This is a genomic window from Erwinia aeris (assembly GCF_041224955.1).
In the GTDB taxonomy this organism is placed as follows: Bacteria; Pseudomonadota; Gammaproteobacteria; order Enterobacterales; family Enterobacteriaceae; genus Erwinia; species Erwinia aeris.
In genome coordinates this window covers 279,395-296,955 of record NZ_JBGFFX010000004.1, presented here as the reverse complement: position 1 = coordinate 296,955, position 17,561 = coordinate 279,395, and the positions used below count along the sequence as shown (strand labels likewise).

At 57.6% G+C, this 17,561-nt stretch carries 20 protein-coding genes and 4 tRNA genes; 8 read left to right on the top strand and 16 right to left on the bottom strand.

Translation table 11 applies throughout. From position 1 onward, the window contains the following. Positions 1-117: 117 nt before the first annotated feature. The 5 genes from AB6T85_RS09850 to AB6T85_RS09830 all read right to left on the bottom strand — a co-directional run bounded on the left by AB6T85_RS09850 (position 118) and on the right by AB6T85_RS09830 (position 1,153). A tRNA-Thr gene (locus tag AB6T85_RS09850) sits at positions 118-193 on the bottom strand. Positions 194-199: 6 nt separating this feature from the next. Beyond that, a tRNA-Gly gene (locus AB6T85_RS09845) sits at positions 200-274 on the bottom strand. Between the two features lie 452 nt (positions 275-726). Beyond that, a tRNA-Tyr gene (locus AB6T85_RS09840) sits at positions 727-811 on the bottom strand. 12 nt (positions 812-823) lie between these two features. Beyond that, positions 824-899: transfer RNA gene (locus tag AB6T85_RS09835), tRNA-Thr, on the bottom strand. A 17-nt stretch (positions 900-916) separates the two neighbouring features. Next, complete coding sequence (locus tag AB6T85_RS09830; protein WP_253456297.1) at positions 917-1,153, bottom strand: hypothetical protein; 237 nt, start codon at positions 1,151-1,153, stop codon at positions 917-919. A 208-nt stretch (positions 1,154-1,361) separates the two neighbouring features. Here AB6T85_RS09830 and coaA point away from each other — a divergent pair, with 208 nt between their 5' ends. After that, on the top strand, positions 1,362-2,312 hold the full coding sequence (gene coaA, locus AB6T85_RS09825) for a type I pantothenate kinase (protein WP_253456300.1): 951 nt from the start codon (positions 1,362-1,364) through the stop codon (positions 2,310-2,312). Between the two features lie 36 nt (positions 2,313-2,348). Here coaA and AB6T85_RS09820 read toward each other — a convergent pair whose 3' ends face one another. The 4 genes from AB6T85_RS09820 to AB6T85_RS09805 all read right to left on the bottom strand — a co-directional run bounded on the left by AB6T85_RS09820 (position 2,349) and on the right by AB6T85_RS09805 (position 4,724). Beyond that, positions 2,349-3,245: an alpha/beta hydrolase gene (locus AB6T85_RS09820; RefSeq protein ID WP_253456303.1), complete on the bottom strand. Its 897-nt coding sequence runs from the start codon at positions 3,243-3,245 to the stop codon at positions 2,349-2,351. Between the two features lie 244 nt (positions 3,246-3,489). Next, positions 3,490-3,996: a TIGR00645 family protein gene (locus tag AB6T85_RS09815; protein ID WP_125289362.1), complete on the bottom strand. Its 507-nt coding sequence runs from the start codon at positions 3,994-3,996 to the stop codon at positions 3,490-3,492. Between the two features lie 95 nt (positions 3,997-4,091). Beyond that, positions 4,092-4,322, bottom strand: a complete 231-nt coding sequence (locus tag AB6T85_RS09810) for a hypothetical protein (RefSeq protein WP_253456306.1) — start codon at positions 4,320-4,322, stop codon at positions 4,092-4,094. Positions 4,323-4,349: 27 nt separating this feature from the next. Further along, positions 4,350-4,724 (bottom strand): helix-turn-helix domain-containing protein, encoded by a 375-nt coding sequence (locus AB6T85_RS09805; RefSeq protein ID WP_301730638.1) that lies wholly within the window; start codon positions 4,722-4,724, stop codon positions 4,350-4,352. A 163-nt stretch (positions 4,725-4,887) separates the two neighbouring features. Between AB6T85_RS09805 and AB6T85_RS09800 the strand changes: the two genes are divergently transcribed. The 3 genes from AB6T85_RS09800 to AB6T85_RS09790 all read left to right on the top strand — a co-directional run bounded on the left by AB6T85_RS09800 (position 4,888) and on the right by AB6T85_RS09790 (position 8,704). Further along, positions 4,888-5,787, top strand: coding sequence for a LysR family transcriptional regulator (locus tag AB6T85_RS09800; RefSeq protein WP_125289359.1), 900 nt, complete (start codon positions 4,888-4,890; stop codon positions 5,785-5,787). A gap of 310 nt (positions 5,788-6,097) precedes the next feature. Beyond that, on the top strand, positions 6,098-7,474 hold the full coding sequence (locus tag AB6T85_RS09795) for an MFS transporter (protein ID WP_253456309.1): 1,377 nt from the start codon (positions 6,098-6,100) through the stop codon (positions 7,472-7,474). A 102-nt stretch (positions 7,475-7,576) separates the two neighbouring features. After that, positions 7,577-8,704 carry a GNAT family N-acetyltransferase gene (locus AB6T85_RS09790; RefSeq protein ID WP_369895424.1) on the top strand — a complete coding sequence of 376 codons (1,128 nt, stop codon included), beginning with the start codon at positions 7,577-7,579 and terminating at the stop codon, positions 8,702-8,704. A gap of 30 nt (positions 8,705-8,734) precedes the next feature. On the opposite strand, the gene AB6T85_RS09785 is transcribed toward AB6T85_RS09790, so the two are convergent. After that, positions 8,735-10,567: an ABC transporter ATP-binding protein gene (locus AB6T85_RS09785; protein WP_253456315.1), complete on the bottom strand. Its 1,833-nt coding sequence runs from the start codon at positions 10,565-10,567 to the stop codon at positions 8,735-8,737. Between the two features lie 114 nt (positions 10,568-10,681). Here AB6T85_RS09785 and AB6T85_RS09780 point away from each other — a divergent pair, with 114 nt between their 5' ends. The 4 genes from AB6T85_RS09780 (at position 10,682) to AB6T85_RS09765 (ending at position 14,047) form a co-directional block, all read left to right on the top strand. After that, on the top strand, positions 10,682-11,287 hold the full coding sequence (locus AB6T85_RS09780) for a TetR/AcrR family transcriptional regulator (protein WP_369895422.1): 606 nt from the start codon (positions 10,682-10,684) through the stop codon (positions 11,285-11,287). 94 nt (positions 11,288-11,381) lie between these two features. Continuing rightward, positions 11,382-12,344 carry an alpha/beta fold hydrolase gene (locus tag AB6T85_RS09775; protein WP_369895421.1) on the top strand — a complete coding sequence of 321 codons (963 nt, stop codon included), beginning with the start codon at positions 11,382-11,384 and terminating at the stop codon, positions 12,342-12,344. A gap of 69 nt (positions 12,345-12,413) precedes the next feature. Next, positions 12,414-13,325 (top strand): LysR family transcriptional regulator, encoded by a 912-nt coding sequence (locus tag AB6T85_RS09770; RefSeq protein ID WP_301252810.1) that lies wholly within the window; start codon positions 12,414-12,416, stop codon positions 13,323-13,325. A 119-nt stretch (positions 13,326-13,444) separates the two neighbouring features. Further along, a complete protein-coding gene (locus AB6T85_RS09765) occupies positions 13,445-14,047 on the top strand; it encodes an alpha/beta hydrolase (RefSeq protein WP_253456327.1) in 603 nt (200 codons plus the stop codon). Here AB6T85_RS09765 and AB6T85_RS09760 read toward each other — a convergent pair. From AB6T85_RS09760 to AB6T85_RS09735, 6 genes are all read right to left on the bottom strand, one after another. Next, on the bottom strand, positions 14,025-14,552 hold the full coding sequence (locus tag AB6T85_RS09760) for a GNAT family N-acetyltransferase (protein ID WP_253456330.1): 528 nt from the start codon (positions 14,550-14,552) through the stop codon (positions 14,025-14,027). The two genes, AB6T85_RS09765 and AB6T85_RS09760, sit on opposite strands and share 23 nt — an antisense overlap. An 88-nt stretch (positions 14,553-14,640) precedes the next feature. Beyond that, entirely contained in the window at positions 14,641-15,036 is a 396-nt protein-coding gene (locus tag AB6T85_RS09755; RefSeq protein ID WP_253456333.1) for a polyketide cyclase, read from the bottom strand. Between the two features lie 75 nt (positions 15,037-15,111). Next, on the bottom strand, positions 15,112-15,600 hold the full coding sequence (gene tssE / locus AB6T85_RS09750; protein ID WP_369895418.1) for a type VI secretion system baseplate subunit TssE: 489 nt from the start codon (positions 15,598-15,600) through the stop codon (positions 15,112-15,114). Between the two features lie 3 nt (positions 15,601-15,603). Continuing rightward, on the bottom strand, positions 15,604-16,407 hold the full coding sequence (locus tag AB6T85_RS09745) for a type VI secretion system accessory protein TagJ (protein WP_253456339.1): 804 nt from the start codon (positions 16,405-16,407) through the stop codon (positions 15,604-15,606). A gap of 17 nt (positions 16,408-16,424) precedes the next feature. Further along, positions 16,425-17,237, bottom strand: coding sequence for a TagK domain-containing protein (locus AB6T85_RS09740; RefSeq protein ID WP_369895416.1), 813 nt, complete (start codon positions 17,235-17,237; stop codon positions 16,425-16,427). A gap of 15 nt (positions 17,238-17,252) precedes the next feature. Then, a complete protein-coding gene (locus AB6T85_RS09735; protein WP_253456345.1) occupies positions 17,253-17,519 on the bottom strand; it encodes a PAAR domain-containing protein in 267 nt (88 codons plus the stop codon). Positions 17,520-17,561: the final 42 nt, after the last annotated feature.

Here is a 17,561-nt window from a genome sequence, read left to right as displayed (position 1 = left end):
ACATCGCTTGTCCCTCTAAGACACGGATAAATCGGTGATATCACCACATCAACCAGGCATTGCCTGAACTGTTGAATTTTAACGCACAGAGAAGAATCAGGGAGGGAGATTTAGAAGTGGTGCTGATACCCAGAGTCGAACTGGGGACCTCACCCTTACCAAGGGTGCGCTCTACCAACTGAGCCATATCAGCACGGCTTGGAGCGGGCAGCGGGAATCGAACCCGCATCATCAGCTTGGAAGGCTGAGGTAATAGCCATTATACGATGCCCGCATCCTGGAACTCGGCTACCTGTTCTGTCTGTAGCTTGTGAACAACAGAAACGCTTTTCTGCTCTTCGAGTCAACCCGCATTTGCTTGATGACTCCGACTGTGCTTGAGCTCAGTCTAAAATCTGTTGATGAACGCTGTTGCTTTCATCTGGCTTCAGCCGTTAAACGTCAGGACTGAATAGGTGCTTCTTTACAGGAAGGATTCACGTCACTGCGTTCCGTGCCCTTCGGTTCAAACCTTCGAGGTCGAAGCTTCTCGTCCTTCCCCGTGGGGAAGCTGAAAAACTCTGCCTCTCATTAACATCGCGAACGATATTAATGGTGGTGGGGGAAGGATTAAGTCACACTGTTCCTTGCCCTGCCGGGTCAAACCTTCGAGGTCGAAGCTTCTCATCATTCCCCATGGGGAATCTGGAAGTTTCTGCCTCTCATTAACACTGCAAGCAGTATTAATGGTGGTGGGGGAAGGATTCGAACCTTCGAAGTCGATGACGGCAGATTTACAGTCTGCTCCCTTTGGCCGCTCGGGAACCCCACCTGGGGTACTTGATGGTGCCGGCTACCGGAATCGAACTGGTGACCTACTGATTACAAGTCAGTTGCTCTACCAACTGAGCTAAGCCGGCATCAAGTGGTGCGCATTCTAGGAAGTGTGGCGGCGGGATGCAACAAAAAAATTGCGATAAAAGTTCTTATGGCTGTTATTTGTGCAATTCTTCGCAAAATCTTGCTGCCCGTCAACGGAACCGTACAAAGAAGCGACGATATTGCTATTTTTTAGCCAGCGCAAAAGCGGCGATTTCTTTCTCTGTTTGTCCAGCAGCATTCCCCTGGCGCCTGCGCAAAGCGAATCGGCTGCTGTTTTCGCTGTCGTTTTCATAAAGCGCGCGTTTATTTTTCAATAAATGCGGTCGCCGTTACGTTTGCGTTGGTCGTTTTTATTTTTCCTTCTGATTCCGCCCCGTCTGGTGTTAACCTCCTGCCCATTGTTTTCTGAAATTTACCTTAGTTACGCGAGCGGCAGCAGCGGACAGCGTCTTCTCTGCGCACGCCACAACAGGCAAGTTCTTGCTGGCAGAAGCATGTATATGAGTAAAAAAGAATCCTTGTTGACCACACCCTATCTGCAATTTAACCGTTCGCAATGGGCCGCGCTGCGTGATTCCGTGCCGATGACCCTGAGCAAAGAAGAAATTGCCCGGCTCGAGGGGATAAACGAAGATCTTTCTCTTAATGAGGTCGCGGAGATCTATCTGCCGTTATCGCGTCTGCTTAACTTCTATATCAATTCCGATTTACGCCGTCAGGCGGTGCTGGAGCAGTTCCTGGGCACCAATGGCCAGAAGATCCCCTATATCATCAGTATCGCCGGCAGCGTGGCCGTAGGGAAAAGCACCACGGCTCGCGTGTTGCAGGCGCTGCTGAGCCGCTGGCCGGAGCATCGTCGCGTCGAGCTGATTACCACGGACGGGTTTTTGCACCCCAACGAGGTGTTAAAAGAGCGCGGCCTGATGAAGAAAAAGGGCTTTCCGCAATCTTACGATATGCATCGCCTGGTGAATTTCGTCTCCGCCCTCAAGTCTGGTGCCGCTCAGGTCACCGCACCGGTCTATTCGCATTTGATCTACGATGTTATTCCTGACGGCGACAAGGTCGTGCAGCAGCCGGATATATTGATTTTGGAAGGGCTGAACGTGCTGCAAAGCGGTATGGATTACCCGCACGATCCGCATCACGTTTTTGTTTCCGATTTCGTCGACTTCTCTATCTATGTGGACGCGCCGGAAGATCTGCTGCGCCACTGGTACATTAATCGCTTCCTGAAGTTCCGTCAGGGCGCGTTTACCGATCCGGATTCCTACTTCCATCACTACGCAAAGCTGCCTGAAGACGAGGCCGTAGGCATCGCCACGCAGCTGTGGGAGGAGATTAATCTGATGAATCTGAAAGAGAATATCCTGCCGACTCGTGAAAGAGCCAGCCTGATCATGACCAAAAGCACCGACCATGCGGTCGATCTGGTACGGCTCAGAAAATAGCCTGGCCAGACGGCGCCACGGAAGGCGCCAAAGCATTTACCGACGTCCCGCCAGCCAGATAGCGTAAGCCTCATCCCAGATAGCCGCAGGCGTCCCCGCCCTTCCCAGACCAAAACCATGTCCGCCTCGCGTAATTTTGATCTGTTCGACCGGCACGCCCATGCGCCGACAGGCGTCGTGCATAATCTGCGTGTTGTGCGGATTTGAGGTGCGATCGTCGTCCGCCTGGGCCAGAAAGGTAGGTGGGAAGCTACGCGTAACGTAATTTTCCACCGACCAGCCCGCCTCATCCGCTGGCGAAGCGTTTTTTCCGACGATTTCACTGTGGGTACGCGTATGGGTGTAAGGCGCTTCCAGCGTGATCACCGGATAAATCAGGGCGACGCTGTCCGCGACCGGCGCAATCTGATCCAGCGTATCCTGCGGCGCATAGGTTACGAAACCAGGCCGCGCCGCCGACATGCCCATCAGGTGGCCGCCAGCGGAAAAGCCCAGCAGATGTACTTTCCGCTCCATCGAGCGCACCAGCCTGATTGCGCGCTGTGCATCCTGAAAGGGCGCGAGCCGTCCCGCGTGCCATTTTTCGTGCGGCAGCCGATAGCTCAGCACGTAGGCCGTATAGCCACGGGCATTCAGCCAGCGCGCCACCGGCCAGGCTTCGCCGCCCATGCCGATCCAGCGATAGCCGCCGCCCGCCGCGATCAGCACCGCCGAGCCGTTAGGCTCCTGCGGCTGAAAGCGCTGAATAGCGGGACTGACGATATTCGACCAGGCGCCGCTGGCGGACACATGCAGATTGCCGCCCGGCCCGCCCCCGCCCGGCGGCTCGTCCGGCCACAGGGGAATAATGTCTTCTCTGGCAAACAGTTTTCCGGCGGTCATCGCCAACATGGCTGCGCCGGTGCCCATTATTAACCGGCGTCGACTAATCATCTGACATGGTTTTCCTTGGTGACATAAACGCGCCGCGCTCCGTGCCGACGCAGCGCTCTTCGCTAAGACATGCAAAGCGGAGGCCAGAAACGGGCAGGCAGAAGGAGGCGAAGCGGACGAATAATTCTTTATCGGCAAGAAGAACCGCTTTTTTATGCGATTTGCCGGTCGGGAGGCAAGTGAAATTCGCGGCGGGCGCTAAATAACGGCAGGATTGCCCGGAGCCGCTCCGGGCAAAGCGCAATCAGTGCAGGGCGTTTTTATCTTTACGGGACATCGCGTCCAGATAGCCCATCACAAAGGCGGACAACACAAACGTCAGATGAATAATGACGTACCACATCAGCTTGTTATCAGGAATATTGCGCGCATCCATAAACACGCGCAGCAGATGAATAGAAGAGATCGCCACAATAGAGGCCGCCACTTTATTCTTCAGCGAGCCGGAATCCATTTTCCCCAGCCAGCTCAGCTTCTCTTTGTGCTCGGAGATATCCAGCCTGGAAACGAAGTTTTCATAGCCGGAGAGCATCACCATCACCAGCAGGCCGCCAACCAGCGTCAGGTCAATCATCGACAGCAGCACCAGCACCAGATCGTTTTCCGCCATAGCCAGCACGTTGGGCAGCAGATGAAAAACTTCCTGGAAGAACTTGATCGCCAGCGCCAGCAGGCCCAGCGACAGCCCGAGATAAATAGGTGCCAGCAGCCAGCGCGAGGCGTAAATAAGATTTTCAGTAAGACGTTCCATAGCATTCCATAAGCAGGTTAACACGAGCGGTAGTATACCTGATGGAATGTTAAATTTTTCACGGCACAGGCCTGCACCGGGGGAATTTTACGGATTTACTCCGTTGGCTCGGTCAGCATGCCTGCCGAGGCGGGTTCAAGTACCCGGCGCGCCTGCCGGTCAATACTGCCGATGCCCAGCGCCAGTTCATCGCCGGCCCGGACAAGCGGTAAGCAAAAACCCGGCTCGCACGCCGTGGTCGTCTGAACGCCCGCTGGCCGAGCGGGAACGGCAGCAAAACCGGTCCCGCTTATCGCCAACGCGATAAGAAAAGCATATTTTTTCATAGGGTATTTATTCAGAGATGCGCGAAGTTAGTGCAGCTCGCGATGCTGATTACGATAATCTCTCGGCGTCACGTTAAAGTGTTTTTTAAAGACGCGCTGAAAACACTGCTGGGACGAGAATCCCAAATCCATAGAGATGGTCATGATGGTTTTATGGGAGGTCACCAGGCTTTTTGCCGCCTCGTCCAGGCGACGATAGCGAATAAAGCTGCCCAGGGTCATGCCTTTTTTCTCTTTAAAAGCGCGTTGTAAGTGCCATTTAGAATAACCGGAGCGCGCGGCTACGGCCTCAATATTCAGTCCATCGTCCAGATGCGCTTCAATCCAGTCGATAATCACGTCTACGATTTCACCTTTCACTGACTTTCTCCTGCAGCGGCATCCTGCATATGACGCCGCCATTCCACGATGTAATATTATATCTATATGTTTTTATTAGTTAAATTTTGATATGCAACAAAAGGAATAACTTATCAAAATTTGGCGGAAGGATATAAAGAAGTGTAAAATAGTTCAAATAGATAATTTTAATGTTCGTTAATAGATACTCTCTATAGAGGTAGCCATGCTGGATCTCAACCTGGTACGCGTTTTTACCGCTATCTATGAAACCCGCAGCGTCAGCGGCGCCGCCGATCGCCTGTTTATTACGCAGCCTTCCGCCAGCTACGCGCTCGCCCGTCTGCGCAGCGAAACCAACGACGAGCTGTTCAAGCGCAGCCGGAAAGGCATGGAGCCGACGCCGACCGCGATGCAGCTCTATAAGGTGTTTAAAAAGTCGCTGACCGGCATAGAAAAAGCCGTGGCGGAAACCCGCATCTTTTCGCCGGAAACCTCGCGCTATAAGTTCCGCCTGGCGCTGACGGACCTGGGCGAGCTGCTGCTGCTGCCCAAGCTAATTACGCTTTTCCGCAGCGTGGCGCCGCATATCCAGCTGGAGGTGATCCCGGTCGACGTGCACAAGCTGGACGAATGGCTGCTGACGGGCCGTATCGACGCGGCGCTGTGCAGCCGCAATGAGTCGGTTTCCTCCGCGCAGCGCGAGCTGATGGCCTATGAACGCTATGTCTGTCTGCTCAACGTTGACCATCCGCGAATTAAAGAGAGCCTGTCGCTGGATGAGTATATGCAGGAACGCCATGTCGTGGTCGCTGCCACCAGCGGTCACCACATTGTGGAAGATCGGCTGAAAGAGTTTGAGCTGGAACGCGAAATCGCGCTGGAAGTGCCGCACTTCGCCGCGCTGGGCGAGCTGATTGCCTCCAGCGATTTGCTGGTAACGCTGCCTTCCAGCGCCGCCAGGATCTACGCACGTCGCGGCAACGGCCGGATGCTGGAGCTGCCATTCCACGTGCCGAATCAGGAAGTTTTCCTCTATGCGCACACCGAAATCGGCGATATCACGGCAAAAACCTGGTTCTACAACGTGCTGCGCATCGCCGGGCCGACCATGATCGATCCCTGAGATACCGCGTCCTATAGAAGAGAGCGCGCAAAGAAAACCAGACCCAGTGCACGTTCCAGGAAAGCCGTGCGGCAAGCGCGGCGGATAACGTGCGGAATGTGAAGCGCTTCAAGCCACCTTGTGCATCTTTCTGAATGTATCGCAAAAATTTCCCGTTAATCCCGACAACAGCACAATGACCCGCCTGAAAAGCGCCTCCTATAGTTGATTAAAACGCCCGCGGGCCGTTTTCCTTTCTCTCCTGCCGCTGCGGCAAGCTTCGTCATCTCTGCGCCTGTATTCAGAGCGACAATAAATAAGGGTAAGCACTATGACTGCTAAAAACGGATCGCACGTGCGCGTGTGGATATTAATGCTGATACTGTTTCTTTCCGTTATCGCCTATGCGGATCGCTCTATTTTGTCGATTGCGGGCGGCGCGATTAAAGATGAGTTTGGCCTCTCGCCCATCCAGCTTGGCTTTATCCTGTCGGCGTTCAGCTGGGCCTATGTAATAGGACAGATCCCCGGCGGCCTGTTTCTGGATCGCTTCGGCACCAAAAGAGTGTACGGCGTGACGCTGGTGCTCTGGTCGATCTCCACGCTGGCGATGGGCTTTGTCGGCGAATTCTCTACGGGCCTGACCAGCGCGCTGGTGATCATGTTCACGCTGCGTTTCGCGCTGGGGCTGATCGAGGCACCCAGCTTTCCGGCCAACGCCCGCGTCGCCATTATGTGGTTTCCAAAAGCCGAACGCGGCCGCGCCTCATCGCTGTTCGCCTCCTCGCAGTATTTTGCGGTCGGCATCTTTTCGCCCCTTTCCGGCTGGCTGGTGTCCGAATTCGGCTGGCCGTGGCCCTTCTTTGTGCTGGGCGTTATCGGCATCGGGGCCTTCTTCGTCTGGCTTTGGTATATGCAGGAGCCGCGCGCGCACCGCAGCGTGTCGCCGCAGGAGCTGGATCATATCGTCGCGGGCGGCGGCCTGATCGATATCGACTCGGTACAGGAGCGTAAGGAGAAAACCCCCGTTTCCCGCGAGACCTTCCGCAGGCTGCTGACTAACCGGATGCTGTGGTGCGCCTATATCGGTCAGTACTGCATCATCGCGCTGAGCTATTTCTTTATTACCTGGTTCCCTGTCTATCTGGTGCAGGCGCGCGGCATGGATATTCTGCACGCCGGTTTCGCCACCGTGGCGCCAGCGCTGTTCGGCTTTGCGGGCGGGATTTCCGGCGGCATTATTTCCGATTACCTGATCCGCATCGGCTGGTCGGTCTCCTGGGCGCGCAAAACGCCTTACATTGTCGGGATGCTGATGGCCGCGACGCTGATGGCCGCCGCCGTCGCCAACAGCAACTTTTGGGTCATCGCCATTATGTCCTTTGCTTTTTACGGCAAGGGCGTGGCGGCCGGAGCGGGTACCTGGGCGGTGATCAGCGACACCGCGCCGAAGGAAGCGGTTGGCCTGGCGGGCGCAATTTTTAACTGCGTCGGTAATATCGCCGGCATTATCACACCGATCATGTTCGGTTACCTGGTTGCGCTGACCGGCAGCTACAGCCTGGGCCTGGTGTTTGTCGGCGCGCACTGTATCGTTGCCGCCTGCTGCTTCCTGTTTGTGATGGGGCCGATTGAACGCGTCGGTGGCGAAACGCCGGAAGACAACACTTATCCGACCGGCGCTGCTCCCGTGGTGCGCAGGCTTTAGCGGCCCGTGCGGGAAGACGTTGATCTTCGCACGCAAAACCTTCACTTTAGCGTCATAGTTAATCGGGCAGCGCCCCTGCCCGCATCAAGACGGAGTGCCCCTATGTCGCTAACCCTTCTGACGCAGTTGGCCGACCTTCCCGCCAGTCAGTGGGATGCCCTACTGCCGGACGATCAGCCTTTTCTCCGTCACGCCTTTCTCAGCACGCTGGAAGAGAGCGGCAGCCTGGGAAAAGGCACCGGCTGGCAGCCGGAGCACCTGTTGTGGGAAGAACAGGGCGAAATCCGCGCCGCGCTGCCGGGCTACCGCAAAAGCCATTCAATGGGCGAATACGTTTTCGATCACGCCTGGGCAGAGGCCTGCCAGCGCGCCGGCCTGCCCTACTACCCTAAATGGCTGGCCGCCGTGCCGTTCAGTCCCGTTACCGGCGCAAGACTACTGGGCGACCGCGCCTTTGCCGCAAAGCTGCTGCATCACGTGCCCGATTTCCTGCATCAGCGCCAGTTGCACAGCGCCCATATCAACTTTGGCGATGCGCAAACCCGCGAGCTGGTGGCGGCGGAAGCACGCTGGCTGCCGCGTCTTGGCTGCCAGTATCACTGGCGCAACCCCGGCTACCGCGATTTCCAGGACTTTCTGGATACGCTGATGTCGCGCAAGCGCAAGCAGATACGCAAAGAGCGCGAGCTGGTCGCCAGCCAGGGGTTTACGTTCGAGTGGCTGGCCGGTCATCAGCTCAGCGAAGCGCACTGGGACTTTGTCTACGCCTGCTACGCCAACACCTACGCGGTGCGCGGCCAGCGACCCTATCTCACCCGCCTTTTCTTCAGCCTGCTGGCGGAGAAAATGCCGCAGTCCATTCGCGTGGTGCTGGCAACGCAAAACGGCATAGCCGTCGCGATGGCTTTCAGCCTGATGGACGGCGAAACGCTTTACGGTCGCTACTGGGGCTGCCTGGAAGAGTTTAACCGGCTGCATTTTGAAACCTGTTTTTATCAGGGGATGGATTACGCCATCGCGCACGGGCTGAAGCGCTTTGACGCGGGCGCGCAGGGCGAACACAAGCTGGTGCGGGGTTTTGAGCCGGTGATCACCGAATCCTGGCACTATCTACGGCATGAAGGCTTATTCGAGGCGGTAGCGGACTACCTGAATCAGGAAAGGCCCGGCGTGCAGGCGTGGGCGTTGGAAGCCCGCGCATCGCTGCCTTATCGCCGCGACGGAGAATAACGGGCAGCCTGGACGCTGCCCGCTGATTGATTAATCCTCGCCGACGAAGCCGCCCGTCTGATGTCGCCACAGGCGGGCATACAGCCCATCCAGCGCCAGCAGCTCGCTATGGCTGCCCATCTCGGCGATGCGCCCTTCCTGCAATACCACCAGCCTGTCCATTTTGGCGATAGTGGAAAGACGGTGCGCGATTGCAATCACCGTTTTGCCGCCCATCAGCGTCTCCAGACTCTCCTGGATCGCCGCTTCCACTTCGGAATCCAGCGCGGAGGTCGCCTCATCCATAATCAGGATCGGCGCGTCCTTCAGCAAGACCCTGGCGATAGCGATACGCTGGCGCTGGCCGCCGGAAAGCTTCACGCCGCGCTCGCCGACCTGCGCATCCAGTCCGACGCGGCCCTGCGGATCGGAGAGCAGCGGGATAAACTCGTCGGCCTTCGCACGATGGATCGCCTGCTGCAACTGTTCTTCTGTCGCATCGGGTCGGCCGTACAGCAAGTTATCGCGAATTGAACGGTGCAGCAGCGAGGTATCCTGCGTAATCATGCCGATCTGCGCCCGCAGGCTTTCCTGGCTGACGTGCGCGATATCCTGGCCGTCAATCACAATGCGGCCGCCGTCCAGGTCATACAGACGCAGCAGCAGGTTCACCAGCGTCGATTTCCCCGCGCCCGACGGGCCGATCAGGCCAATCTTTTCGCCCGGACGAATAGTCAGCTGTAGCTTGTCGATCACCCGGCGCGCGCTGCCATAGTTGAAATCGACGTTCTCATAGCGGATTTCACCCCGATCGACCTTCAGCCTCGGCGCCTGCGGCTTGTCGGCCACGCTGACCGGCTGCGCAATAGTTTGCAGGCCATCCTGCACCATACCGATGTTTTCAAAAATGCCGTTGACTACCCACATGATCCAGCCGGACATATTGACGATACGGATCACCAGCCCGGTAGCCAGCGCGATAGCGCCCACGCTAATCAGCGACTGGGTCCACAGCCACAGCGCCAGGCCCGTGGTACTGACTATCAGCAGGCCATTGAGCGTGGTCACCACCACGTCCATATTAGTGACCATCCGGCCCTGCTGACGCGTTTTAGCCGTTTGATCGCCGATAGCCTCACGCGCGTAGGCTCTTTCCAAATCGCTGTGCGCAAAGAGCTTCAGCGTGGTGATATTGGTGTAGCCGTCCACAATGGTGCCCATCAGCTTCGAACGCGCGTCGGATGAGGCAACGGAGCGGGATTTCACGCGCGGCACGAAATACCTCATGCTGACGACATAGCCCACAATCCACACCAGCAGCGGGATCATCAGCCGCCAGTCCGCCTCGGCGAACAGCACCAGCGAGGTAATGGCGTAAATCAGCACGTGCCAGAGCGCATCCACGGCCTGGACTGCCGAATCGCGCAGCGCGTTGCCGGTTTGCATAATGCGCTGGGCGATGCGCCCGGAAAAGTCGCTCTGGAAAAAATTCAGGCTCTGGCGCAGCACGTAGTTGTGGTTTTGCCAGCGGATCATGCTGGTCATGCCGGGGTTGATCGTCTGGTGCACCAGCAAATCGTGCAGGCCGATAAAGATCGGTCTGAAAACCAGCGCCACCGCCGCCATCCAGATCAGCTCGCTGGCATGTTCGCTAAAGAAGCTGGCGGCGGGCGTCGTGTTCACCATATCAATAATGGTGCTCAAAAAGCGGAACAGCGCGACCTCAATCAGCGAAGCGATCAGCCCGATCGCCAGCAGTAAGGCAAAGCTCTGCCACACCTGGCGCAGATAGTAGACGTAAAAAGCCCAGACGCGATTGGGCGGCGTGTCGCTGGGGGCGTCCTGAAAGATATCGATCAGTTTCTCAAAGCGGCGATACAGCATAGCTAGCTCACTTTTACAGCCAAAAAATTGATAGTAGTGCATTTTCTGCTGTTATGACCAACGCGGCGCAGGTTGCGGCTTGATTAGGAAACGATCGTTCTCTATTATGGAGTGATGAAAACCTCTTCTTTACGTCAGCCGGGACGCCCGCGCGAATTCGATGCCGATCTTGCTCTGGACGGCGCTATAGCGCTGTTCAGCGAGCAGGGCTACGCCGGGACTTCCATCAGCGAGCTGGCCCGTGCGATGCAGGTCACGCCCGGCAGCCTGTATAAAGCTTTCGCCGACAAGCAGGCGATTTTCCTGGCCGCGCTGACCCGCTACCAGCAGCTGCGCGGCGAGGCGCTGAACCGTCGCCTTGCGCACGCGCCCAACGGGCGGGCCAGGGTGGAGGCGCTGTTGCACCACTACAGCGAAAGCAGCGTGGGCGAAACCGGGCGGCGCGGCTGTCTGGTGGTGAGCTGCGCCGTCGAGCTGGCGACGCGCAACGACGAGCTGGCGCGCCGTATCACGCAATCGCTGGGGGCCAACGAGGCGCGCTTTGAAGAGTTTCTGCGCCAGGGTCAGCAGGATGGCTCTGTTTCTCCCGATCTTAACGTACCGGCTACGGCAGCCATGCTGCTGTGCCTGACGCAGGGAATGCGCGTGCTGGGAAAAACCGGCCGTACCACAGAAGAGATGGCGCAGCTGGTTGATAACGCCCTGACGCTGCTCGGCTGATATTTCGCTTTTGCGCGCGGCCTGACGCCGCGCGCCCAACAGGCCAAATTGCATTCAATTTGGAAACGATCATACCCAAACCGCAGAGGCAACCATGCTTATCTCTACCAACACTGAGGCCGACCGTCAGGCCATTGCCGCCTTTCAAACCGCAACTTTCTGGCAACAGTTCCGCCAGGAGTACGTTGAGGTCAACGGTATTCGTCTTCATTACGTCACGGGCGGCAGCGGCGAACCCGTGCTGCTGCTGCCCGGCTGGCCGCAAAGCTGGTACGCCTGGCGCTACGTGATGCCGCTGCTGGTCGCTGCGGGCCGCCGCGTGATTGCGGTCGATCCGCGTGGTCTGGGCGACTCGGCCCATCCCGCCGACGGCTATGATATGACCACCACCGCTAACGATATTCATCAGCTGATCGCCACGCTGAAGCTGAACGAGTCTGGCCCGATAGATGTAGTCTGCCACGATATCGGCAGCTGGATAGGCTATGCGCTGGCGGCCGACTGGCCGGAAGATGTGAAACGGCTGGCGCTGTTCGACGCCGCGCTGCCGGGCATCTCGCCGCCGCCGCCGTCCGGCATTCCCACTGACGAAGCCAATGTGAAGAGCTGGCACTTTGCTTTCAATCGACTGAACGATTTGCCGGAAATCCTGTTTACGGGCCGCGAACGCGAGCTGATTAGCTGGCTGTTTGCGGCCAAATCCCTGAAGAGCTGGAGTATCACGCCAGCCGATCTGGAAGAGTATGTCCGCGTTAACCAGCTTCCCGGCGCGCTGCGTTCGGCGCTGAGCTACTACCGCACCGGCTTTTCACCGGCCTCGCTGGCGGCCGCACGGCAGCGGGCGGAGAAAAAATTATTGATGCCGGTTTTGGCCGTTGGGGCGGAAGGCAGCGTGGGCGATACCCTGCTGAAGACGCTGCAACAGCTGGCGGTTGAGGTAAAAGGCGGCGTTATCGCCGGCGTGGGTCATTACATTCCGGAAGAGGCGCCCGCAACGCTGGCTGGCCTGCTGGCCGATTTTTTTATACCCTCTGGTAGCCCGACAGACGGTCGGTAGCAGGCCTGCACAGGAAGCGGCAGGCGACGCGCGCATAAGGACAATAACGACCGAGGCAGAGGGGCGGAGATGGAACGGCTTGATTGTGATCGTATGCTGGTGGCGGTAATGGAGCTGGGAAGCTTCGCCGCTGCCGCGGAACGCATGGGCACCAGCAGCGGGCAGGCGTCGAAACTGGTTTCCCGCCTGGAGAGCGAGCTGGGCGTCCAGCTGCTGAAACGCAGCACCCGTGCGCTTTTTCCGACAGAGATAGGCCAGGCCTATTTTGACCGCATCAAAAGCATTCTGGACGACTTCGACGCGCTGGACGCCTCGGTACGTCACGCTTCCGGCAAACCTTCAGGCCGCCTGAAGCTGACCGCGCCGCTGACTTTCGGCACCAGCAGCCTGGCGCCGGTGCTGATAGCCTTTGCCAAAGAGTACCCGGAAATTGAGCTGGACGTCAGCTTCGCCGACCGCATGGTCAATATCGTGGATGAGGGTTTCGACCTTGCGCTGCGTATTGGCAGGCTCAGCGACAGCAGCCTGATTGCACGAAGGCTGAGCGATATCCGTATTATCGTGGCGGCAAGCGAAAGCTACCTGCGCGCGCACGGCACGCCAGAGGATTTGCGTCAGCTGGCGCAGCATGACTGCATCATCGATACCAATTTTCGCGAGCCGCTGAACTGGCAGTTTCGCGACGGCAGCGAACGTATTCTGTCGGTGGCGGTAAAAGGCAGGCTGCGCTTTTCCAATGCTGAAGCCTGCCTGAGCGCCGCCGCCGCGGGGCTGGGCATTGCGCGGATGCCGACGTTTATCGCCGGAAACCAGCTGCGCAGCGGCGCGATCGTGCCGCTGTTTCGCCAGTATGAGATGCCGCCGCTCGGCCTTTACGCTGTCTATCCACCAGCGCGCCATCTGGCGCACAAGGTGCGTGCATTAACGGAATTCCTTGAAGCGCATTACGCAGGCGAGGCCGAGTGGGATCGCGGCTGGTAATTCTTTCCATTTCGGAAGGAATATCCGCGCTGAGCAAGGGATTATCATCCTCATGGGATCCGTGTAGCCTTGAGTGAAACCGTTTCCACAGTGGAGAGCGGCTCAACAGGAGAAGTCCCGTGACGAAAGGATTGATTATTTTACTGCACGGCGTCGGCAGCAACGGTAAGGATCTGGCCGGACTGGGCGCGCATTGGGCAGAAGGTTTGCCTCGGGTGGCTTTCACCAGTCCCAATGCGCCCTTTCCTTTTGAACACGGCGCCGGCTATCAGTGGTTTAGCCTGAGCGGCGTCACGTCTGCTAATCGGGCGGAGCGGGTTTATCACGCGCGGGAGGCTTTCGATCGCCAACTTAGCGCTATTCTGGCAATCCACCAGATGCAGGATCGTCTGGAGAACGTGGTGCTGGTCGGCTTTTCCCAGGGCAGCATTATGGCGCTGGACGCCGTAGTTTCCGGGCGCTGGCCGGTCGCGGGCGTGGTGGCGTTTTCCGGCAGGCTGGCGTCGCCGCTGCCTTATGAAATGCCGGCGAAAACGCCGGTCATGCTGATCCACGGCATGGCAGACAGCGTTATTCCCTGTGCGGAAAGCGAAGCGGCAGCCAGGCAGCTACGCGAGCTGGGCGCGGTCGTCAGCACCCAATTTGACGCGTCGGTTGGCCATACTATTTCCGCCCAGGGCGCACGCAGCGCCAGCGAATTTATCGCGACGTGCCTGGCGTAGCCGCGCCGTCGTTCAGCCGTTTCTGGTAAAACGCCAGATTCAGCCAGCGGTCGAACTTCCAGGCGACCTCGTTCAGCGTTCCGGCCAGCGTAAAGCCTTTTTTCTCATGCAGAACAATGCTGGCGCGGTTATCCGCGTCAATACTGCCGATCATCAGATGCATTCCTTTTTCCCGTCCCTGCTCAACGATCGCGTCCAGCAGCGTTTTACCCAGTCCCTGCCCGCGAAAATCGGGGTGGATATAAATTGAATGCTCAACGGTAAACTGGCAGGCGGCGTGCACGCGAAAAGTGCCGTAGCTGGCAAAGCCCATTAGCCTGCCCGCCTCATCCTCAACGCCGATAACCGGGAAATCATGCTGCCTTTTAACGGCGAACCAGCTCTGCATACTTTCCGGCTGGCGCGGCTCGTAGTCATAGAGCGCGGTAGAATTAACAATAGCGTCGTTGAAAATGGCCAGAATAGCGGCGCTGTGGCGGTCTTCGGTGCAGGTAACGATCTTCATTGCTGGCTGACGTCCTTAATGAGTGGCGATGCGCATAAACAACGGCGGCAGATGGGCCGCTTCGGGCAAAACAGATCGGCGCGGCGGCTCAGGTGGTCAGCAGCGTATGCAGCCTCTGTAAATCTTGCTGGACCGTCGCGATCTCTTCGGCAAATTTTTCCTCGGAGGTAAAGGGCTGCCGGAAGATCGTCATCAGCACTTCCGATCCCTCTTCGTTGCCAACCACCCGCATCGGCACCACTGTCTCCTTGCCGAAACCGGTATCCACGTAGCGATCCATTACGCCATAAGGGTTGTGATCGGTGAAACGGATTTTTTTCGCGCTTTCCGCCCCGACGATTTTCCACCAGGTGCCGTCCTGCTCCAGCGTCGTTTCGCTAAGGGCGCCGATCCATTTCGGAAAATAGTCGGGTTTCCAGATGGTCTCGTAAAGATCAACCCAGTTACGGGGGATGGTCAGACTGATGGTTTGCGATGGCAGCATAGGGCCTCCTGAATTTTTATCGTCAGGGGATTTAACCATCGGCAGGTAAGGATGAAAAGGGGCGGCGGCCCGCCCTTAAAAAGATTTTAACGCTACCTTCGCCGTTTCCGCATCATAAGCGCCTTTCAGGCTGAGATCGACAGGCTGCGGCTGCCAGTTAATCAAGCCGCCTATCTCAAACAGCACCTGACCGTTTTGTCCCGGCGCCCTCTCTGTCACCGGCCGTACCAGCAGCGTTTCCGGAATAATTCTTGGCTCGAAGCGCAGCAGCGCGTTGCGGATGTTTTTCTCAATAATGTGCCAGCTATGGTGGCTGGCATATTTGCCCGTCAGCGGCGCTACGCCATAGTTAAACACGGAGACCATTAACGCGCCGTGCCGGGCTTCATCCAGCTGTTCTTCAAGGTTCGTGCTGTTAAGCAGGCAGGCGATATCTTTTTGCACGATGGCGCGCAACTCTTTAGCGCTCACATAGCAGGCATCGTAGCTTTCACGCTGTTTTTTCGGCTCGTCGTCCAGCAGCCTTTCCAGCAGCGTAGGCGAAAAACTCTGTTTTCTTTCCATTGCCTACACCTGGCCAAAGCGGATTTCGGCCACTTCCAGCAGGGAAAATTCCCCACTATCGGTAATCAGCACCTTTCTGCCAGCGCCCGTCGCCAGCATAGCGGAAACCTGCTGCCATTCGCTAAGCAGCCCCAGCTTCTCGCTCTGTTCCGCTTCAGCGGTAAGGGGATAGCGGGCAGGCACGTACCCATAGTGAAACTCGCCGTCTGTTTTGATATGGGCGGGCGTCCAAATCAGATCGAGCAGATCTTCAGGTCGACGAACGTGCAGCAGCTGCAGCGAGGAAAAAGGCACCTGACGATAGCCGCCAGCGCTGATAAATTCGCAGGCTGGCCCGATACGCCCGTCGCTGTCCGCTATCCAGGCGAACCTTCCCGTTATCTCACCGCTGCCGGCGCTTTCCGGGGCCAGAGAAAATGCCTGCTGACGAAGCGTCTCGGCCCGTTCCGGCTCGTTTTCCGCCTGGGCTTTGTTCGCCTGATGCAGCAGCGTCATCCATTCCGGTGCGGCGGCGGTAAACAGGCCAGGGCTGCGTTTACCCGCCAGCACGTCTTCCCGCATCAGCTCGCTGAGGATCAGGTTCTTGCCCAGCTCGCACTGCTTTGGCTCGACGTCATCCAGCAGGGCCAGCGTTTGCAGCTGCATCAGCGCTTTTTCCCATCGTCCATCAAGGCAGTACAGGCCGAACAGCGCGTTGCGGCACGCGCTATCGTCAGGACGCGCTTTGACGTTCGCGGCCGCCTCCGCAATCAGATCGCTTAACGAGGTGGTTTTCAGCAGTGCGGTTAAAGATTTTGCATCATGCATAATGGGTCCATCCTGGGTTAATAAGGGCTGTCCAGCCCGGGCTTATAAAGATCGTGAAAAACCAGTTCCGGTATGGTCTGCTTCTCTTTTGAAGCGATATTCTCCGGAGCCAGCAGTTTTAAAATATCCGTTTTTTCATCATCGAAAATCAGCGGGCCGGTTGTCCCTTCAACGTTCAGCTCCGTCCAGACCTTATCAATCAGCGAAGGCGTCTGGATCAGGCATTCCGTCAACGTTTTCGCCTTCATCTCCTCCCGGACGGCCTCAAAGTAATCATCGCAGTCGGGAAGCCGGGTCAGCGTAGGGCGTTCCTGGGCTACGTGGCGGTGCTGCTCGCCCCAGATAAGAAACTTTTTGTATTCTTCCTCCAGCGCTTCAAGAATGTCCGCGGCGGCTTCTGTCTCCGCCGCCGCGGCCTCGTTAAGGTAGCGATAATCGCCCATATAGTGCCCGCCGCTGGGCAAAATATCGTCCACTTCGGGTAGCGGCCTTTTCTGCAGGGGATCGCCGTCAAGCAGCATATGGCACAGCGCCTCTCCCGGCACGTCTTCATCATCCACTACGGTAAAGCCATAGTGACCCAGCTGGATCGCCGCATTAAGGCGGAGCACGCGGCGCTCGCCCTCTGCCACTCTGCCGTTATCAACCAGACAAAGCAGATCCTTACAGGTATTGAAGATGACTGGCCCGCCAGGCGAGCGGTAAAACCACAGGGCATCCGACGAACCGGCCTGGCTAAATTGCCCGTTTTGCGGATTGAAGCAGACCGGGCGTTCGACGGTATAACTTTCGCCAAGCGGGAAAGCGGGCTGATTATCGGGCCAGGTCATTAGCAGCTGCACGAGTTAACCACCGATAGTCACGTTGCCGGAACCGGAGACAACGGCTGCGCCGCAGCCGGTGACGTCACCCAGCCGTGCTGCATTGCAGTTGTTGATAAATACGCTGCCCGATCCTGACGCGACGGGCGCGCCGCCATGAAAAGCGCACACTGCGGCGCTGATGCCTGCTGCTGCAGCGCAACAGCCGTTAGTGTGTACATTTCCCGATCCGCTTACTATTGCTCCGCCATGTGCGATTGCATCGCCAAGTCTGGCTGCGCAGCTTCCCATTTTTCACCTCATCTTGCTGTTGGGCTGATGCCAGCCCGGTTA

Excerpts from the sequence above, each read along its gene's own strand:
- AB6T85_RS09830 (WP_253456297.1), bottom strand. The coding sequence starts at position 1,153 with ATGAAAACGACAGCGAAAACAGCAGCCGATTCGCTTTGCGCAGGCGCC.
- coaA (WP_253456300.1), top strand. The coding sequence starts at position 1,362 with ATGAGTAAAAAAGAATCCTTGTTGACCACACCCTATCTGCAATTTAAC.
- AB6T85_RS09820 (WP_253456303.1), bottom strand. The coding sequence starts at position 3,245 with ATGATTAGTCGACGCCGGTTAATAATGGGCACCGGCGCAGCCATGTTG.
- AB6T85_RS09815 (WP_125289362.1), bottom strand. The coding sequence starts at position 3,996 with ATGGAACGTCTTACTGAAAATCTTATTTACGCCTCGCGCTGGCTGCTG.
- AB6T85_RS09810 (WP_253456306.1), bottom strand. The coding sequence starts at position 4,322 with ATGAAAAAATATGCTTTTCTTATCGCGTTGGCGATAAGCGGGACCGGT.
- AB6T85_RS09805 (WP_301730638.1), bottom strand. The coding sequence starts at position 4,724 with ATGGCGGCGTCATATGCAGGATGCCGCTGCAGGAGAAAGTCAGTGAAA.
- AB6T85_RS09800 (WP_125289359.1), top strand. The coding sequence starts at position 4,888 with ATGCTGGATCTCAACCTGGTACGCGTTTTTACCGCTATCTATGAAACC.
- AB6T85_RS09795 (WP_253456309.1), top strand. The coding sequence starts at position 6,098 with ATGACTGCTAAAAACGGATCGCACGTGCGCGTGTGGATATTAATGCTG.
- AB6T85_RS09790 (WP_369895424.1), top strand. The coding sequence starts at position 7,577 with ATGTCGCTAACCCTTCTGACGCAGTTGGCCGACCTTCCCGCCAGTCAG.
- AB6T85_RS09785 (WP_253456315.1), bottom strand. The coding sequence starts at position 10,567 with ATGCTGTATCGCCGCTTTGAGAAACTGATCGATATCTTTCAGGACGCC.
- AB6T85_RS09780 (WP_369895422.1), top strand. The coding sequence starts at position 10,682 with ATGAAAACCTCTTCTTTACGTCAGCCGGGACGCCCGCGCGAATTCGAT.
- AB6T85_RS09775 (WP_369895421.1), top strand. The coding sequence starts at position 11,382 with ATGCTTATCTCTACCAACACTGAGGCCGACCGTCAGGCCATTGCCGCC.
- AB6T85_RS09770 (WP_301252810.1), top strand. The coding sequence starts at position 12,414 with ATGGAACGGCTTGATTGTGATCGTATGCTGGTGGCGGTAATGGAGCTG.
- AB6T85_RS09760 (WP_253456330.1), bottom strand. The coding sequence starts at position 14,552 with ATGAAGATCGTTACCTGCACCGAAGACCGCCACAGCGCCGCTATTCTG.
- AB6T85_RS09755 (WP_253456333.1), bottom strand. The coding sequence starts at position 15,036 with ATGCTGCCATCGCAAACCATCAGTCTGACCATCCCCCGTAACTGGGTT.
- tssE (WP_369895418.1), bottom strand. The coding sequence starts at position 15,600 with ATGGAAAGAAAACAGAGTTTTTCGCCTACGCTGCTGGAAAGGCTGCTG.
- AB6T85_RS09745 (WP_253456339.1), bottom strand. The coding sequence starts at position 16,407 with ATGCATGATGCAAAATCTTTAACCGCACTGCTGAAAACCACCTCGTTA.
- AB6T85_RS09740 (WP_369895416.1), bottom strand. The coding sequence starts at position 17,237 with ATGACCTGGCCCGATAATCAGCCCGCTTTCCCGCTTGGCGAAAGTTAT.
- AB6T85_RS09735 (WP_253456345.1), bottom strand. The coding sequence starts at position 17,519 with ATGGGAAGCTGCGCAGCCAGACTTGGCGATGCAATCGCACATGGCGGA.